This window comes from Rhodophyticola sp. CCM32 (genome assembly GCF_004751985.1).
Lineage (GTDB): Bacteria > Pseudomonadota > Alphaproteobacteria > Rhodobacterales > Rhodobacteraceae > Rhodophyticola.
The window spans coordinates 1,427,841-1,443,810 of sequence record NZ_CP038492.1; the positions used below are offsets into that span (position 1 = coordinate 1,427,841).

The 15,970-nt window shown below is 60.6% G+C and carries 13 protein-coding genes and 1 pseudogene; 6 read left to right on the forward strand and 8 right to left on the reverse strand.

Translation table 11 applies throughout. The annotated features are described in order from the left end of the window. Positions 1-97: 97 nt before the first annotated feature. Both E2K80_RS07020 and E2K80_RS07025 read right to left on the reverse strand, forming a co-directional pair. The gene (locus tag E2K80_RS07020; RefSeq protein ID WP_135374032.1) at positions 98-277 is read right to left on the reverse strand and encodes a hypothetical protein; all 180 of its coding nucleotides are present in this window, start codon (positions 275-277) and stop codon (positions 98-100) included. Between the two features lie 234 nt (positions 278-511). After that, positions 512-1,087, reverse strand: a complete 576-nt coding sequence (locus E2K80_RS07025) for a recombinase family protein (RefSeq protein WP_135374034.1) — start codon at positions 1,085-1,087, stop codon at positions 512-514. 180 nt (positions 1,088-1,267) lie between these two features. Between E2K80_RS07025 and E2K80_RS07030 the strand changes: the two genes are divergently transcribed. Continuing rightward, a complete protein-coding gene (locus tag E2K80_RS07030) occupies positions 1,268-4,168 on the forward strand; it encodes a Tn3 family transposase (protein ID WP_135374036.1) in 2,901 nt (966 codons plus the stop codon). Positions 4,169-4,200: 32 nt separating this feature from the next. Here the strand turns inward: E2K80_RS07030 and E2K80_RS07035 are convergent. From E2K80_RS07035 to E2K80_RS19070, 4 genes and pseudogenes are all read right to left on the reverse strand, one after another. Beyond that, positions 4,201-4,671: pseudogene (locus tag E2K80_RS07035) on the reverse strand (ACP S-malonyltransferase); the annotation flags it as partial. Next, complete coding sequence (locus tag E2K80_RS07040; RefSeq protein WP_135374038.1) at positions 4,668-6,854, reverse strand: dehydrogenase E1 component subunit alpha/beta; 2,187 nt, start codon at positions 6,852-6,854, stop codon at positions 4,668-4,670. The pseudogene E2K80_RS07035 and the gene E2K80_RS07040, both read right to left, overlap by 4 nt. A gap of 14 nt (positions 6,855-6,868) precedes the next feature. Continuing rightward, on the reverse strand, positions 6,869-8,071 hold the full coding sequence (locus E2K80_RS07045) for an acyl-CoA dehydrogenase (RefSeq protein ID WP_135374040.1): 1,203 nt from the start codon (positions 8,069-8,071) through the stop codon (positions 6,869-6,871). A gap of 13 nt (positions 8,072-8,084) precedes the next feature. After that, entirely contained in the window at positions 8,085-8,294 is a 210-nt protein-coding gene (locus E2K80_RS19070; RefSeq protein WP_135374042.1) for a hypothetical protein, read from the reverse strand. Between the two features lie 97 nt (positions 8,295-8,391). Between E2K80_RS19070 and E2K80_RS07055 the strand changes: the two genes are divergently transcribed. The 3 genes from E2K80_RS07055 to E2K80_RS07065 all read left to right on the forward strand — a co-directional run bounded on the left by E2K80_RS07055 (position 8,392) and on the right by E2K80_RS07065 (position 12,487). Further along, a complete protein-coding gene (locus E2K80_RS07055; RefSeq protein ID WP_135374044.1) occupies positions 8,392-9,273 on the forward strand; it encodes a LysR substrate-binding domain-containing protein in 882 nt (293 codons plus the stop codon). Positions 9,274-9,407: 134 nt separating this feature from the next. Next, the gene (locus E2K80_RS07060) at positions 9,408-11,162 is read left to right on the forward strand and encodes a thiamine pyrophosphate-binding protein (RefSeq protein WP_135374046.1); all 1,755 of its coding nucleotides are present in this window, start codon (positions 9,408-9,410) and stop codon (positions 11,160-11,162) included. Between the two features lie 20 nt (positions 11,163-11,182). Next, positions 11,183-12,487 carry an NAD(P)/FAD-dependent oxidoreductase gene (locus E2K80_RS07065; RefSeq protein WP_210405439.1) on the forward strand — a complete coding sequence of 435 codons (1,305 nt, stop codon included), beginning with the start codon at positions 11,183-11,185 and terminating at the stop codon, positions 12,485-12,487. Here the strand turns inward: E2K80_RS07065 and E2K80_RS07070 are convergent. Further along, the gene (locus E2K80_RS07070; RefSeq protein ID WP_135374050.1) at positions 12,471-13,397 is read right to left on the reverse strand and encodes a LysR substrate-binding domain-containing protein; all 927 of its coding nucleotides are present in this window, start codon (positions 13,395-13,397) and stop codon (positions 12,471-12,473) included. The two genes, E2K80_RS07065 and E2K80_RS07070, sit on opposite strands and share 17 nt — an antisense overlap. 102 nt (positions 13,398-13,499) lie before the next feature. On the opposite strand from E2K80_RS07070, the gene E2K80_RS07075 reads away from it, so the two are divergent. Both E2K80_RS07075 and E2K80_RS07080 read left to right on the forward strand, forming a co-directional pair. After that, complete coding sequence (locus E2K80_RS07075) at positions 13,500-13,985, forward strand: Lrp/AsnC family transcriptional regulator (RefSeq protein ID WP_168193126.1); 486 nt, start codon at positions 13,500-13,502, stop codon at positions 13,983-13,985. A gap of 96 nt (positions 13,986-14,081) precedes the next feature. Beyond that, positions 14,082-15,137, forward strand: coding sequence for a saccharopine dehydrogenase family protein (locus E2K80_RS07080; RefSeq protein ID WP_135374054.1), 1,056 nt, complete (start codon positions 14,082-14,084; stop codon positions 15,135-15,137). Here E2K80_RS07080 and E2K80_RS07085 read toward each other — a convergent pair. Further along, on the reverse strand, positions 15,125-15,835 hold the full coding sequence (locus E2K80_RS07085; RefSeq protein ID WP_135374056.1) for an aspartate/glutamate racemase family protein: 711 nt from the start codon (positions 15,833-15,835) through the stop codon (positions 15,125-15,127). The genes E2K80_RS07080 and E2K80_RS07085 overlap by 13 nt on opposite strands. Between the last annotated feature and the right edge of the window lie 135 nt (positions 15,836-15,970).

Sequence of the window (15,970 nt, forward strand, 5' to 3'; positions counted from 1 at the left end):
TAAGCAATTTCTTGGCTAAGCAGCCGTTCGCACAAAGTGCAGCGGATTCAACGAGAGAGCCCATTTTGCTGGATGCTGCGCTGACCATTAATGGCTGCTAATCGTCAGTTGTGTTCTTTATCATAGCTTGAAAGAAGAATTTTCGGGCAACTAGTGCTTGGCCCAAAGGCCCCCGACTTACACCGCCTTGAGGTATCCAGTTGTCCCGACCGTTTTCGTTGACTTCTTCCACCAGTTCTTCAATTGATTGGGCAAATACAACTTTGTAATAAAACATAAATATCGCTCCAAGCGGGACTATCTAAGGATGCAAGAGACCACGCCTTTCTTGAAAGAACAAGAGCCTAACTCTTGAACATGGCGGTGCTGACGTGGCTTTTCATTTACCGTTATAGAGTTCGTTTAAGATTGTGCCGGAAGTGATGCCATTCTCTAAGCCGCCATTGCAATCTTCATACTGAACGTCTCCAAAGTCCCGCATCTTTCCAGCTCAGGTGCAGTGCAGCGAAAGTCAGGTCTGGTGTCGTTTCAGGGTTCTGTAGACGGTCGGTCGTGATACGGAAAACACCTCAGCCAGATCGCTGATGGAATAGTTGCCGGTGCCATGCATCCGGCAGAGCTCCTTCTGCTGCTTATCAGATAGCTTTGGCTGTTTGCCCCGCAGTTTTCCTTTGGCGCGGGCAATGGCCATCCCTTCGCGGGTACGCATGCGGATCAAATCGGATTCAAATTCTGCAAAAGTGGCGAGGATGTTGAAGAACATCTTTCCCATCGGGTCAGTGGGATCATAGACCGATGCGCCGATGGCGAGCCTAACGCCTTTGGCTTCGAGTTTGTCCGCTATGGCGCGGGCGTCGGGAACGGATCGGGCCAGTCGGTCGAGTTTGGGAACAATGAACGTGTCCCCTTCCCGAACAGCGGCCAGCGCCTGATCAAGTCCAGGGCGGGCGCGGTTGGTGCCGGTCAGACCGTGATCAGTGTAGATACGATCCGGAGCTACGCCGAGATTTTCCAATGCCTGTTTCTGCGCGGTGAGGTCTTGGCTGTCGGTTGAGCAGCGGGCGTATCCGATAAGCGTGATGTTCATGGCCGCACTGTACGAATAAGGCCCCTTCATTGCAAATTTTATCGTACTATTCATATGAGACTGTTTTGAGGTCTGATTTTCAGAGTTTCAATTCACCATCAAAACCGTCCGTTCATCGGACATCTTTCGGACACTCATAATTTAAAGCGTGCTCTGCGAATTCGAAAGGACAAATTATAAATGGCACATAGAACGGTTCTGACCGAACGGCAGCGTGCGGCGCTCTTTGATCTTCCCACCGATGAGGCATCGCTGCTGAAGCACTATACTCTGGATGATGAAGATATCGAACATATCCACACGCGACGGCGACCGGAAAACCAGATCGGCTTTGCGCTTCAGCTTTGTGCCTTTCGGTATCCGGGCCGCTTATTGAAAGCTGGTGAGGTAATCCCTGAGCCTGTCTTGCGCTTTATCGCTGCCCAGATTGGCCTCAAACCAGATGATCTCCTGCCCTACGCCACCAGAGAGAATACCCGCTACGAACATCTTGATGCTTTGCGCAGGATTTATGGGTACAAGATGTTCACGGGCAAACCTGCAAAGCAGATGAAATGTTGGCTCGATCAGTACGCCGAGGCCGCACAATCCAGTGAAGGCATGGTGCGTGGGTTCGTGGAAGAATGCCGTCGGCGACAGATTGTCTTGCCCGGCCCATCCAGAATAGAGCGTCATTGTGCCGATGCGTTGGTTGCAGCCGACCAACGGGTTGATGCCCGTATTGTCTCACATCTCGACCGCAAAATGCGAAGCTGTCTTGATAGCTTGCTCAGCGAAGAGGTGGAGGGTCGAACCAGTCGGTTTATCTGGTTGCGGCAGTTCGAGGTTGGCAAAAACTCTGCCGATATCAACCGTCAACTTGATCGGCTGGAATTCTTGCAGAGGATCGCTTTATCGCCAGAGATTCTGGACAACATTCCGGCACATCGTGTCTCACGTCTACGCCGTCAGGGGGAACGCTATTTTACCGACGGCCTGCGAGACATCACAAGTGATCGACGGCTGGCCATTCTTGCAACCTGTGTCGTGGAATGGTCCGCCGCCATTGCAGATATCGTTGTGGAAACCCACGACCGCATTGTTGGCTCAGTCTGGCGTGAGGCAAAGAAAATCTGCGATACCCGCGTCGCTGAGGCGCAGCCAGAGATCGCGGCGACTCTGGCCGGGTTCGAGACCTTGGGCACGACATTATTGATGGCCAAAGGCGATGAGGTGGCCGTCGCCGGTGCCGTGGATGCTTCCTGTGGTTGGGGTGTTCTGGAAAATCTCGTTGCGACGGCCGGAGCTCTCGGTAAGACCGTCAAGGCGGATGCCTTGGCCTATGTCGAGAAAGGCTATCATCGGTTTAAGCTCTATGCCCCACGGATGTTAGCGGCATTAGAAATCACCGGGGCCAGTGTTGCCGAGCCCTTGCTTTCAGCAGGAGATGTGATCCGCGACAAACGGGATATTCCAAGCCGCTCTGCACCGTTTCTTCAACCTCGATCAAAATGGCGGGGCCACTTGCGGAATCCGGAAACCAACCGGGACCGGCTTTGGGTTGTCGCAGTGCTATTCCATCTGCGTGAAGCCTTCAGACCCGGAGATGTCTGGCTCGCTAATTCTCGACGCTACAGCGATATAAAACAGGCCATGGTCCCCGTCGGGGCCGCGCAGACCATGGGTTTATCGATGCCATTGGAACCGGAAACCTGGATCGAAGATCGCAAGCGGCATCTGGAGGCTGGGCTGAACCGTCTCGCTCTGGCAGTCAGGAATGGAACCCTTCCCGGCAGGATCATCGAGGATGGCCGATTGCGCGTCGAACGGCTTGAAGCGGATGTTCCAACTGAAGCGGATAGCCTGATCCTTGATCTCTATCGCCGTCTGCCGGAAGTGCGGATCACGGACATTCTTATGGACGTGGACAATGACACGGGGTTCACCGATGCTTTCACCCACGTGCGCACCGGGGCACCGTGCAAAGACAGGCTTGGTTTGTTGAACGTCGTTCTGGCAGAGGGTCTAAACCTTGGCCTGAGCAAAATGGCCGCAGCTAGCAGCACGCATAGTTTTATCCAATTGGCACGGCTTTCAAACTGGCATGTGGAAAGTGAGGCTATCAATCAGGCGTTGGCCACGGTGATTGAGGCGCAGGCGCAATTGCGGATGTCCAGATATTGGGGTGCCGGTGAAACTGCTTCCAGCGACGGGCAATTCTTTCCAACCACACGGCAGGGAGAAGCCATGAATCTGATCAACGCGAAGTACGGTCATGAACCCGGCCTGAAAGCTTATACCCATGTGTCAGATCAGTACGGCCCCTTTGCCACGCAGGTCATCCCGGCGACCGTGAACGAAGCGCCATATATCCTGGACGGGTTGTTGATGAACCCGACCGGCAAGCGGATCAGAGAGCAATATGCCGATACCGGCGGCTTCACGGATATTGTGTTCGCGGCCACTTCGTTGCTCGGTTATCGGTTCATCCCGCGCATCAGGGATCTGCCGTCCAAACGGCTGCATGTCTTTGATCGCCGCAGTGTCCCGAATGAGCTGAAGGGCCTGGTCGGTGACAAAATCCGGGAAAACACAATCATCGCCAATTGGCCAGATGTTCTGCGCTGCATTGCAACGATGCTCTCAGGCAGGATGCAGCCCAGTCAGCTCCTGAAGAAACTCGCCGCGCGGCCACGCCAACATGACCTTGCCATTGCCCTTCGGGAAATCGGGCGTATCGAGCGGACACTGTTCATCATCGAATGGCTGCTCGACACCGACATGCAGCGCCGCGCCAACATTGGCTTAAACAAGGGCGAAGCGCACCATGCCTTGAAAAATGCCCTGCGGCTCGGCCGGCAGGGAGAAATCAGGGATCGCACCACAGAAGGTCAGCACTTCCGGATCGCGGGCCTGAACCTTCTCACCGCCATCATAATTTACTGGAATACCAAACAACTAGGCCTCGCCGTCGCCGCGCGGAAAAAGGCTGGGTTGGACACGCCAGAATACCTTCTCGCGCATATCTCACCCCTCGGATGGGCGCATATCATTCTCACTGGGGAATATCGGTGGCGGAAAATGAACAATAAAGGCGCTTAAAGGGGGATTTAGCACTCAGCCGCACTCGACCCCACCTGTGCCAGAAGTTCCGCCTTGCGCGCCGGGTCGGGTCGCCAGGTGTCATCCACGAAAGGATAGATCAGCTGCCCGCCGATCAGCGCCTCCTGCATCAGGCTGCCCATGGTGTTGGCGATGCGGAACCCGGCCTCTTGCGTCACGGCGCCGCCACAGGCAAGGGCCGTGTACCAGCCCATGGAATTGCCCGTGGCCGCCACGATCTCGACAGCCTCGCCATTGATCGACAGCCGGTCACCCAGAGAGGCCGCATAGATCAGGGCCGAAGCATTATCGCCGCGTGTATGTCTGGCCATGGAGAACCGTGCGGCTCCGTCAAGCTGAGAGATTGTTTCCTGCCCCGCCGCTTCGCGTTCGGCATCAAATGCGGTCATCAGGGCAGGGTCGGGGAAATGACGCTTGAGATACCCAAGCTCGGGCTTGTTATACGTGCCGCGCCCGGGGCAGATCAGAAGAGCGGTTTTCATGCCCCTGCCTCCAACAGATTGCGGGCAGCGGTTACAATGCCATCTGCCGAGGGCATGGTTGCGGCATAGGCCGGACCGGTGGCGATGAAACTGTCATCGGCGGCCAGCCGTGCATGGGGCAGGGTGGTCTGCTCCGCCAGAAGGGTCATCAGCGCCTCGGACACCCCGCCGGTGGCCCGGGTTTCATCAACGATCAGGGTGTGGGAACAACCTTTGAGCGCGTCAATCAGCGCCGCTTCGGGCAGGGGCGCCAGCCAGCGCAGGTCAATCACCCGGCTTTCGACCCCGCCCTGTTTCAGAACCTGTTGCGCCTGCAATGACAACCGATGCCCATTGGCAAAGCTGATCAGGGCCAGAGGGCCATCGCCGGTGACCCCGGCCTCCCCCAGGCTGATCCGCTGATCGGGCGCGGGATAGACCCGCATCCAGGCCCCGTCACCCTCTTCATGCAGATCGCGCATCGGGTAAAGCGCAATGGGTTCCAGAAACACCACCACGCGTTGTTCTTCACGGGCCAGCCGCACGCATTCGCGCAGCATCCGCGCGGCATCGGCCCCATGGGACGGGCAGGCGAGGATCAACCCCGGGATATCGCGCAGCACCGCCACCGAATTGTCATTGTGGAAATGCCCGCCAAAACCTTTCTGATAGCCAAGCCCGGCAATCCGCACGACCATCGGGTTGGTGAATTGCCCGTTGGAAAAGAACGGCAGGGTGGCGGCCTCGCCCCTCAGCTGATCCTCCGCATTGTGCAGATAGGCCAGAAACTGGATTTCCGGGATCGGCAGAAACCCGTTCTGCGCCATGCCGATGCCAAGGCCAAGGATGGATTGTTCATCCAGCAGCGTGTCGATGGCACGGTCGGGGCCGAAGCGCTGAAACAGTTTCTGGGTGACGCCATACACCCCGCCCTTGCGGCCCACATCCTCCCCCATCAGCACGATCTCGGGATGGTCCAGCATCAGATCGGTCAGCGCCCAGTTGATCAGCCGCGACATGATCTGAGGCTCGGCCATCGCTTTGAGATCACTGCCGAACGCCTTGGCGCGGGCCTCGGGCGCGGGCCCGTTGCTGGGGGCGCAGGGGCGCGGTGGCGGGATCAGCGAGGCGGTGACATCGCCTGCGGTTTCCAGCCGGGGCCGGGTGATGGCCTGATCCGCGATACGGGCCACACGGTCGCAGGTCTCGGTATAGATCCGCAACGCCTCTGCCGGTTCCAGCGCACCCGCATCGCGCAGCAGCCGCACCGAATGCAAAAGCGGATCATTGGCCTCATCCGCCTCCACCTCCGCCTTGCTGAGATAGGTGGTGGGCATATCGGCGCCCGCATGCCCGTAAAGCCGGACCGTGCGGATATGCAGGAAGGCCGGTTTGCGCTGGCGGCGCACAAAGGCGGCGGCCTCCTGCGCCACGCGATAGGTGTCATAGATGTCCAGCCCGTCGCAGGCGAAATAGGTCAGCCCGGGACGATGGGCGAAACTGGCGGCGATCCAGCCCCGGGGCGTCTTGACCGAAATGCCGATGCCATTGTCCTCACACACGAATAACAGCGGCAGGGGGAAGGATTGATACGACGTCCAGGCGGCTGTGTTGATGGCGCCCTGGGCGGTGGAATGATTGGCCGAGGCATCGCCGAAGGAACACATGACCAGCCCGTCATCCTGCAATATCTGATGTTCGGGCCGGTGCCGTGCGGCGGCGCAGATGGAATAGGCCGCGCCCACGGCTTTCGGCAGATGCGAGGCGATGGTGGAGGTCTGCGGCGGGATCATCAGCGCGCGGGAGCCCAGAACCTTGTGCCGCCCGCCGGAAATCGGATCCTCGCGGGAGGCGGCGAAGCTCAGCAGCATGTCCCAGGCGATGGATTGTCCCGGCACCTGATCGGCGCGGGCGATCTGAAACGCGGCATCGCGGTAATGCAGGAACGCCATGTCGCTCGGGCGCAGGGCAGCGGCCACGGCGGCCATGCCCTCATGCCCGGAAGACCCGATGGTATAAAACCCCTGACCGGCCTTCTGCATCGCCCGGCTTTGCAGATCAAGCGCCCGGCTGAGACAGCCCGCACGATAGAGTGCCACGGCCCGGTCCGGGGCCAGCGGCCCGGAGGGCGCAGCCCCCGGTGGCAGATCGCCCGCAGCCCCCCTTGCGCGGAGGTTTTGATCGACGATGGCGGCGCGGTCCATGTGGGTTTGTCCTTTCAGAAGAACGCCTGCAGCCCGGTCTGTGCGCGGCCGAGGATCAGGGCATGGACGTCATGGGTGCCTTCATAGGTGTTGACGGTTTCCAGGTTCTGGGCGTGGCGCATGACGTGGTATTCCGCCATGATCCCGTTGCCGCCATGCATGTCGCGGGCGGCCCGGGCGATCTCAAGCGCCTTGCCGCAATTGTTGCGTTTGATCAGGCTGATGATCTCGGGGGCGCATGTGCCCTCTTCCAGCATCCGGCCGGCGCGCAGCGCGCCCTGCAGGCCAAGCGCGATCTCGGTCTGCATATCGGCCAGTTTCTTCTGGAACAGCTGCGTCTGCGCCAGGGGCCGGTTGAACTGCACCCGGTTCAGCCCGTAATCCCGCGCCCGGTGCCAGCAATCCTCGGCCGCCCCCATCGCCCCCCAGGCAATGCCGAACCGTGCCCGGTTCAGGCAGCCGAACGGGCCTTTCAGCCCCTCGATACCGGGCAGAAGCGCGTCTTCGCCCACCTCCACATTGTTCATCACGATCTCTCCGGTGACCGAGGCGCGGAGCGACAGCTTGCCGCCGATCTTCGGCGCCGACAGGCCCGCCATGCCCTTTTCCAGCACAAAGCCCCGGATCCTGCCGCCATGGGCCTCGGATTTTGCCCAGACCAGGAAGACATCGGCAATCGGGCTGTTGGAGATCCACATTTTGGCGCCGTTCAGCAGATAGCCGCCTTCGGTTTTACTCGCTATGGTCTTCATCCCCGCCGGGTCGCTGCCCGCCTCCGGTTCGGTCAGCCCGAAACAGCCGATAAGCGTGCCCGCCGCGAGGCCGGGGAGGTATTTTTGTCTTTGCTCTTCAGAGCCATAGGCGTGGATCGGGTACATCACCAGCGAGGATTGCACCGACATCATCGAGCGGTAGCCGCTGTCGACCCGTTCCACCTCGCGGGCCACCAGCCCATAGCTGACATAGCCCGCCCCAAGCCCGCCATAGGCCTCGGGGATGGTCACCCCCAACAGGCCCATCCCGCCCATCTCGGCAAAGATCTCAGGCGCGATGACCTCCTCCAGATAGGCCTCGGTCACAAGCGGCTGCAACTTGTCCGCCGCAAACTCCCGCGCCGCATCCGCAAGCATCCGCTCCTCCCCGCTCAACTGATCCGACAGATGAAACGGATCACCCCATTCAAAAGGCGCTAGCGAAGGACCGGTGGAATCTTTCATGACATGTTCCTTTTCAGTGCATCAGTGACCCGCGCAGGGGCGGCGTCGAGATCAGTATCAGAATACGCAAAAGACAGGCGCAAAGGCCCCGGTCGACCAAAGACCCGCCCGCACAAGGGCCATCGCCGGGCAATCCGGCAGTTGGGCGCGGGGGCCCGGACCGGGTGATCCCTGACAGCCCTGTGGCTGGCTTCAAAGCAATGCTTTGGGGGCTGTCTTTCATGTTTCTCACGGGATTTCCAAAGAATTTCGTCACACTTGCCATGTTTTCCTGGGTGTGTGTATCAATACTCTTGCGCAATATCTGGAGAAAAACTCACATGTTTGGCCCCCGTCGTTATCTGCCATCCATCCCTTCGCTTCTGGCGCTGGAGGCGGTGGACCGTCTTGGCACGGCCACTGCGGCGGCGGAGGAACTGGCCCTGACCCACAGCGCGGTCAGCCGGCAGATCAAGGTGCTGGAAGGGCAGATCGGGGTGCGTCTGGTGGTTCGCGATGGCAGCGGGCTGAAGCTGACACGGACGGCGCAGGAATATTGCGAGAAGATCCGCGCGGTGCTGACCGATCTGTCGCGCAGCACCCTGACCCTGCGGGTCAATCCCGCCGGTGGCAGCCTCAACCTGGCGATCCTGCCTGCCTTTGGCCTGCACTGGCTGGCCCCGAAACTGAAATCCTTTGCGCAGGAACACCCGGAAGTGACGGTAAATCTTTCCACACGTCTGACCCGCTTTGATTTTGATGCAGAACAGCAGGACGCCGCCCTGCATTACGGCACCCGCGACTGGCACGGGGTTCATTACCTCAGGCTTGCCGGGGAACGGGTGCTGCCGGTCTGCGCCCCGGGGTTGTTTGCCCGTCCGCTCAGATCGGCAGAGGCGTTGCAGGCGGCAACGCTTCTGCATCTGCAAACCCGCCCCGGGGCCTGGGAAAACTGGTTCCGGCAGCATGATCTCAGCGCCGGAGGGGTGGCCGGGATGCTGTTTGACCAGTTCTCGACCATGGCGCAGGCGGCGGTTCATGGGATGGGCGTGGCGCTGTTGCCCGAATATCTGGCGCAGATCGAGATTGCGCGCGGGCGTCTGGTTTCGGCCTTCGGTGACCCGACGCCGACGGAAGGCCAGTATTTTCTGGTCTGGCCACAGCGCGACCCGGAAAAGCCGCAGGTGGAAAAATTCGTCAACTGGCTGAAACGCAACCTCTGATCATATGCTCCGGCGGTTCTGCACCCTGCATGGTCAATCTGACGGCACCGGGCCTTGCGCCCGGCATTCTGGGCCTGTGCCGCCCGGGGGCATCTGCCTAAGCTTGTCGGGGAATATGATCGGGAGTGTTCTGAATGAATGGCGCGGATGTCTTGACCGAAATGTTGATCGGTTATGGTGTGGACACGGTCTTTGGCGTGCCGGGCGACACCAATGTGCCATTCTACGAGGCGTTGCAGATGCGCGAGGGGGAAATCACCCATATCATGGCGCGCGATGAACGGTCGGCCGGGTATATGGCCGATGCCTATGGCCGGTTCACCGACAGGCCCGGGATCGTCGAATGCCCGTCAGGCGCGGGGGCGATGTATTCCCTGCCGCCGATTGCGGAATCGAATGCCTCAAGCGTGCCGGTGATCCTGCTGACGATCGACATCCCCCTGCCGGGCGAGGGCCGGGGGGTGCTGACCGAACTGGATTGCGCGCGCCTGTTCGAGCCGGTTACCAAAATGTCCGTGCAGGTCAAAAGCCCCGAGAAACTGCCTGAAATCATCCGCCGCGCATTCCGCGTGGCCTGTTCGGGGAAACCCGGCGCGGTCCATCTTCAGATCCCCGAGGATATGCTGCTGGCAGAGATTGATCCCGACCGGGTGTCTTTGCATGTCGAGGCAGAATGCAGGACCTTCCCGGCCTATCCGACCCGGCCCGCGCCGGGGCTGGTCGAACAGGTGATGGACGCCCTTGAAAAGGCTGAACGGCCGCTGATCGTGTCAGGCGGTGGTGTGATCCGGGCCTGTGCGGGCGATAAGGTTCTGGCCGTGGCCGAGCGGTTGAACATTCCGGTCTGCACCACGATGACCGGGCAGGGAACGATGCCCGATGATCACCCGCTGTCCATCGGGGTAATCGGCGATAACGGGTATCACCCGCATGCCAACCGGGCGATGGAGGAAAGCGATTTCGTGCTTTTCGTCGGCTCGCGCATGGGCTCGGTCGTGACCATCGGCTGGACCTTTCCGAAGATCACGCTGAACAAACGCGTGGCGCAGATCGATATCAACCCCGAGATCATGGCGAATAATTATGAAAACGTGATCTCGGTGGCAGGGGATGCGAAACTGGTTCTGGCGGATCTTCTGGCGGCAATCCCCGATACATTTGACAGCGCGCGCCATGATGATTGGGTCGCGCATCTGAATGATCTGCGCGCGACCTTCTGGGACAATGCGCGCGCCCTTCTGACCAATGACAGCAGCCCACTGCGCCCCGAACGGGCGGTGCGGTGTTTCAACGAGGCGCTGGAGGCGTCGGGACAACCGGCGCTGATCTATTCCGATGCCGGCACGCCCACGCCGCATATGACCCGGTTTCTCAGGATCAATGATCCCGCGACCCGTTTTGCCATCCCCCGCGCCTTTGGTGGCCTTGGCTCGGCCCTGCCCGCGACCGTGGGGGCCTGGCGGGCAGACCCGGACAAGCGGCCCATCGGCCTGTTCGGAGACGGCTCTTTCGGGATGACCGTGGGAGAGATGGAAACGCTGGTGCGGCTGCATGTGCCGGCGATCCTGATCCTTTTCAACAACGGGGTTTTCGGCTGGATCAAGGGCCTGCACAGATTGAAGGGCCATAATCAGTGTTTCGGCGTCGATTTCACCCCGCCCAAAGGGCAGGCGATTGCCGAAGCTTTCGATCTGAAAGCCTGGACGGCCACCAATGCGGAGGAATTGGATACCGCCCTTGCAGCCGCTTTCGCCTATACATCCGGCCCCTGTTTCATCGACATCCATGTTGAATCCATCGCCGACCGGGTGCCGCCTGTTTATTCCTGGTTGATCAAACGTGGCCATGATCCGTTGAGCCTGCTGGCTGACGATGTGGCCTATACCTGACGCGATCCCTGATGGAGACGTTGCGCATTCCTTCCTCACCCCCGACGGGCCGGCCGGTTGCCGGTCGCCGGATCGCGGTTCTGGGGGCCGGGATGGTGGGGGTTTGCGTTGCGCTTGACTTACAGGCACGCGGCGCTGATGTTACGCTGATCGACCGGGCCGACCCGGGGCGGGAAACCTCTTTCGGCAATGCGGGGGTCTTTGCCCGGTCCTCTCTGATCCCGATCAACAATCCCGGGATTTTTGCGGATTTACCGCGCCTGTTGAGCAACCGGAACACGTCATTCCGCTATGATCCCGGCTTTCTGATGCGCAATGCGGTCTGGGCAATTCAGTTCCTGAACCATGCAAGGGGCAAGCGGTTTGCAGAAACCGCCGCAGCCCTTGACGGGTTGATCCGCCTGTCTATCGGGCAGCATCTGCAACTGCTGTCGGACTGCAATCTGGAGGGGTATCTGTCGGATGGCGGCTGGATGTTCCTCTACCGCGATGCAGAGGGGTTTCGCAAAGGCGCCCGGGCCCGCGAGATGATGCAGACCCATGATGTCGATATGATGCCGCTTGGCCCGGCGGAGCTGCAGGATCTGGAGCCGGGGCTGAACGGTATTTTTCCCCACGCGCTGTGGATTCGTGACAGTTATTCGGTCAGCAATCCGGGCGCCATTGTCGAAGGCTATGCACGGGAATTTGTCACCCGGGGCGGCGGGATTCTGAAAGCCCGGGTGACGGGGCTGGAGGAGGGGGAGACCGGCGCGCTGTTGCATCTGCAAGGCGGTGAACAGCGGGTTGTGGATCACGCGGCGCTATGCCTTGGCCCCTGGGCGCGGGCGTTTCTGGAAATGTCGGGATACCGGGTCAGAATGGCGTATGAACGCGGCTATCACCGGCATTTTTCCGGTCAGCCGGGGGCCGGGGGCAACAAGGCGCTTGGGCGCCCGGTCTATGACACAAGCGGCGGTTATGTTCTGGCCCCGATGGAGCAGGGATTGCGGCTGACCACGGGGGTGGAGCTTTGTGAGAGGGATGCGGTTCCGAACATGCGGCAAATCCTTATGGCCGAACAGGCCGCGCGCGAGGCGATTGATCTGGGCCCCGCGATAGAGGCAGACCCGTGGGTGGGCAGCCGCCCGACCTTTCCGGACAGCCGCCCGGTGATCGGCCCGGTTCCGGGCGCGCGGCATGTGTCGGTGGCCTTCGGGCATCAGCATATCGGGTTCATGACCGGCCCCGGAACCGCCAGCCTGTTGGGCGATCTGATAGAAGGCAGGACGCCCCTATTGGACCCGCAGGCTTTCAGCCCGGACCGGTTCATCCGGCGGCGGTGAGACCCGGGGTTTGACGCTGGCGCAGATGACGGGTTTCCGCCAGCAGCCAGTCCCGGAAGTCGAGCACCGGTTTCGACACGCCAAGACGAAGCGGATAGACCACGAAATAGCTGAGCCCGCTTGGCACCGGCGGGCCAAGGGGCATGTGCAGACGGCCATCGGCAAGCTGCTGTTCGATCATGACGGTGGGCACAACGGCCAGCCCGATCCCTGACAGCACAGCCTCGATCACCATGGTTGTCTGGGAAAACCGCGGCCCTGTGATATGGTCCTGCCGGGACAGGCCCTTGGCCTCCAGCCAGCGCAGCCAGCTGTCGGGCCGGTGGGCATTCTGGATCAGTGGAAAGCGGTGATACTCTGACGGTTCAAGCGCGTCACCGGGCGAAATCAGGGACGGGGCGGCAACAACCGCCACAGTTTCGGCTATCAGATGATGGGCATGGGCATCGGCCCAGGCACCGCGCCCGCGCAAGACCGCGACATCGACATCGGCCTTTGCGATATCCGCGTCAAAGGGCAGGGGCACCATGTTGAACGCGGTTTCGGGTGCGCGTTGCAGAAACTGTTTCATGCGCGGCACCAGCCATTGACTGCCAAGACTGTCCTGCACGCCGATCTTGAGAACATCTTTTGTCCGGCTGCCGCGCACCAGATCTATGGAAGCCTCTTCCAGCCCGTCCAGAAGGGTGGTGATCGCCTGCACATAGTTGCGCCCCGCATCGCTGAGCACCAGGCGCGGCCCGATCCGCTCAAACAGTTTCAGGCCAAGCTGATCCTCCAGAGAGGCGATTTGCCGGCTGACACCGCTTTGCGTCAGGCCCAGATCCTCACCGGCACGGGTGAAATTCCGATAGGTGGCCGCGGCCTCGAACGCGACAAGCGCGCTTAGGGAAGGGATGAACCGTTTCATAGCATGACTAAACATCATGCTATTGCGATAAATCAACGGTTTTCGCATCCATGCTCCCTGCGATACGGTTTGAAAATACATGATATCAGGGGGAGTCCGCACATGCTGCGAAAACGTGACAAGATCGACCGTGAGCTTATTGCGCTTCTGACGGATCAGGCGCGCCTGTCGACATCTGAGATCGCGCGCCGTCTTGGCCTTGCGCGATCCACCGTGAATGAGCGGATCGCGCGGCTTGAAAAGGACCAGATCATTCTGGGGTATCATGCCATCGTCACCCCGGATCACGAGGTGCAGGAAACCCGGTCTTTCCTGCATCTGCGCTGCGAACATGCCCGCAGCCGCCAGATTGTGCAGGCCCTGCGCGGGTTCCCCGAAATCCGCGAATGCGTGTCGATCAGCGGCCCTTACGATCTGGTCTGCACAATCCATACGCCCTGCACCGAAGACATCGACGCGCTGATCGAGGACCTGGCGGCGATCCCCGGCATTCTGGCGCTTGACGCGACGGTCGTTCTTGCCGACAAGTTCGACCGCCTGCCGCAGCGGGGTTGCGGAGAGCTTGAACACCTGTCACTGGCCAGCTGATTTTATCGGCAGGCTGTCCGGGTACGCTCTGGCCCGGGTTTTTGTGCCGGTCCCGGTGATGCGGGTCGGCATCATGCTTTCGTGTAGGAAACGGATATGAAGAAAATTGTGGTGCTGGGCCTGGGCAAGGTCGGGGCTCTTGCAGGGGAATTGCTGCATGACACGGGCTTTGATGTTCTGGGCTGCGACGGCAGCCTGCCCGGTGACCTGCCATTCGCAACCCGGCAGCTGGACGTGACCGACGATCAGGCCTTGCGCGCGGTTCTGGGGGAGGTTCAGGCGGTTCTGTCCTGCCTGCCCTATACGCTCAACATCGCGGTGGCCCGGGCGGCGCATGATCTGGGCCTGCATTATTTCGACCTGACCGAGGATGTGCCGACCACCAAGGCGATCCTTGAGTTGGCCGACAGCGCATCATCGCTGATGGCGCCGCAATGCGGCCTGGCCCCGGGGTTTGTCGGCATTGTCGGGGCGGATCTGATCGCGCAGTTTGATGAATGCCGGTCCTGCCGGATGCGGGTGGGCGCGCTGCCGCAGAACCCCACCGGGCTGATGGGCTATTCCTTCAACTGGTCACCAAGCGGGGTGGTCAATGAATATCTGAATGATTGCGAGGTTCTGGAGGATGGAGAGATCAAATGGGTCTCTCCCATGGAATGGGTCGAAAAGATCGTCATCGGCGGGATCGAGCTTGAGGCGTTCACCACATCGGGTGGACTTGGCACCATGTGCGACACCTATCGCGACAGCGTGCCGAATATGGATTACAAGACCATGCGTTATCCGGGCCATGTCCAGTTGATGAATTTCTTTTTTCACGAGCTTCTGATGCGTGACCGGCGCGGGGAAGCCGGGGAGATTCTGGTGAATGCGAAACCGCCGGTTGAGGATGATATCGTCTATACCCACGTCTCTGCCGAGGGCATGATTGACGGGCGTCTGCTGCGTCGTGAATTTGTACGCGGCCTGACCCCGGTTGAAATTGGCGGCCGGTCCCGCACCGCCATTGCCTGGACGACCGCATCTTCGGTCGTGGCCGTGATCGAAATGGTGCGCGCGGGCACCCTGCCGGGGCAGGGGTTCCTCAAGCAGGAGGATATCCCGCTTGCGGCCTTTCTGAAAACGAAAAACGGGGCCCGCTACGCGGACTGACCCCTGACGTTCCGCGTCGCCGCGACCAGGGCGCAGGCGGCATCGGCCAGATGAAAGACCGGCAGGCCCGTTGCGGCGCGGATCGCCCCTGAATAGGGCGGCAGGTTTCCGCATTCCAGGATCAGCGCGCTGAGATCATCATGGCGGGCCTGTAAAGCCCGGGCCTGTGCCACCACGGCCTGTTCAATCGCTTTTCGGTCCAGCCTGTCGGGTTGTGCATCCCGGGTCACAAGGATCACCTCTGCGAAGGCGGGCACCTGTTCCAGCCCGGCTATGGCGACGTCTTCGCGCAGAATGCCCGCCGCGGCCAGCGCCCGGGGGCCAAGTGCAGGCTGCGATGCGGTCAGGATGCCGATCCGGCCGGGGCAGGCCGCCTGTACCATGGGATATAGAGACAGAGCCGAAAGCATGACCGGCACCTCTACCGCAGCCGCAATATGGGCCTGGGAGGTGATCAGGAAACCGCAGGTCGAAATGATGGCCGCAACGCCCCGCTGTTCAAGCCGCAATGCCGCTGCGTTGAGCCGTGCCAGCACTGCTGCGTCGGGGGCTCCGTCGCGCACGATACCGGGGCTGTCGGCGCCCTCGACAATCTCGATATGCACATCAAACGGGTAGCTGCCGGGATTGCCCACATCGCCCATGATCCGTGGAAAGCGGGTGTCGAGGGACAATATGCCAAGCGTGGGTTGGGGCATTTGATCTGGCCGGTCCTGTGCCGTTTTCGCCTGAAAGATGCAGACTGTTCTCGTGTTGTGGCCGGGTTATACCTTAAAGTGCAATATTATGTGCCTGCCTGAGCAGATGAAATTCCGGCGGATTGGCGGGCTGCG

Bases quoted from the DNA above. Each gene is read 5' to 3' on its own strand.
- E2K80_RS19070 (WP_135374042.1), bottom strand. From the start codon at position 8,294: ATGAAAGACAGCCCCCAAAGCATTGCTTTGAAGCCAGCCACAGGGCTG.
- E2K80_RS07080 (WP_135374054.1), top strand. From the start codon at position 14,082: ATGAAGAAAATTGTGGTGCTGGGCCTGGGCAAGGTCGGGGCTCTTGCA.
- E2K80_RS07060 (WP_135374046.1), top strand. From the start codon at position 9,408: ATGAATGGCGCGGATGTCTTGACCGAAATGTTGATCGGTTATGGTGTG.
- E2K80_RS07055 (WP_135374044.1), top strand. From the start codon at position 8,392: ATGTTTGGCCCCCGTCGTTATCTGCCATCCATCCCTTCGCTTCTGGCG.
- E2K80_RS07045 (WP_135374040.1), bottom strand. From the start codon at position 8,071: ATGAAAGATTCCACCGGTCCTTCGCTAGCGCCTTTTGAATGGGGTGAT.
- E2K80_RS07030 (WP_135374036.1), top strand. From the start codon at position 1,268: ATGGCACATAGAACGGTTCTGACCGAACGGCAGCGTGCGGCGCTCTTT.
- E2K80_RS07085 (WP_135374056.1), bottom strand. From the start codon at position 15,835: ATGCCCCAACCCACGCTTGGCATATTGTCCCTCGACACCCGCTTTCCA.
- E2K80_RS07020 (WP_135374032.1), bottom strand. From the start codon at position 277: ATGTTTTATTACAAAGTTGTATTTGCCCAATCAATTGAAGAACTGGTG.
- E2K80_RS07070 (WP_135374050.1), bottom strand. From the start codon at position 13,397: ATGAAACGGTTCATCCCTTCCCTAAGCGCGCTTGTCGCGTTCGAGGCC.
- E2K80_RS07075 (WP_168193126.1), top strand. From the start codon at position 13,500: ATGCTGCGAAAACGTGACAAGATCGACCGTGAGCTTATTGCGCTTCTG.
- E2K80_RS07040 (WP_135374038.1), bottom strand. From the start codon at position 6,854: ATGGACCGCGCCGCCATCGTCGATCAAAACCTCCGCGCAAGGGGGGCT.
- E2K80_RS07025 (WP_135374034.1), bottom strand. From the start codon at position 1,087: ATGAACATCACGCTTATCGGATACGCCCGCTGCTCAACCGACAGCCAA.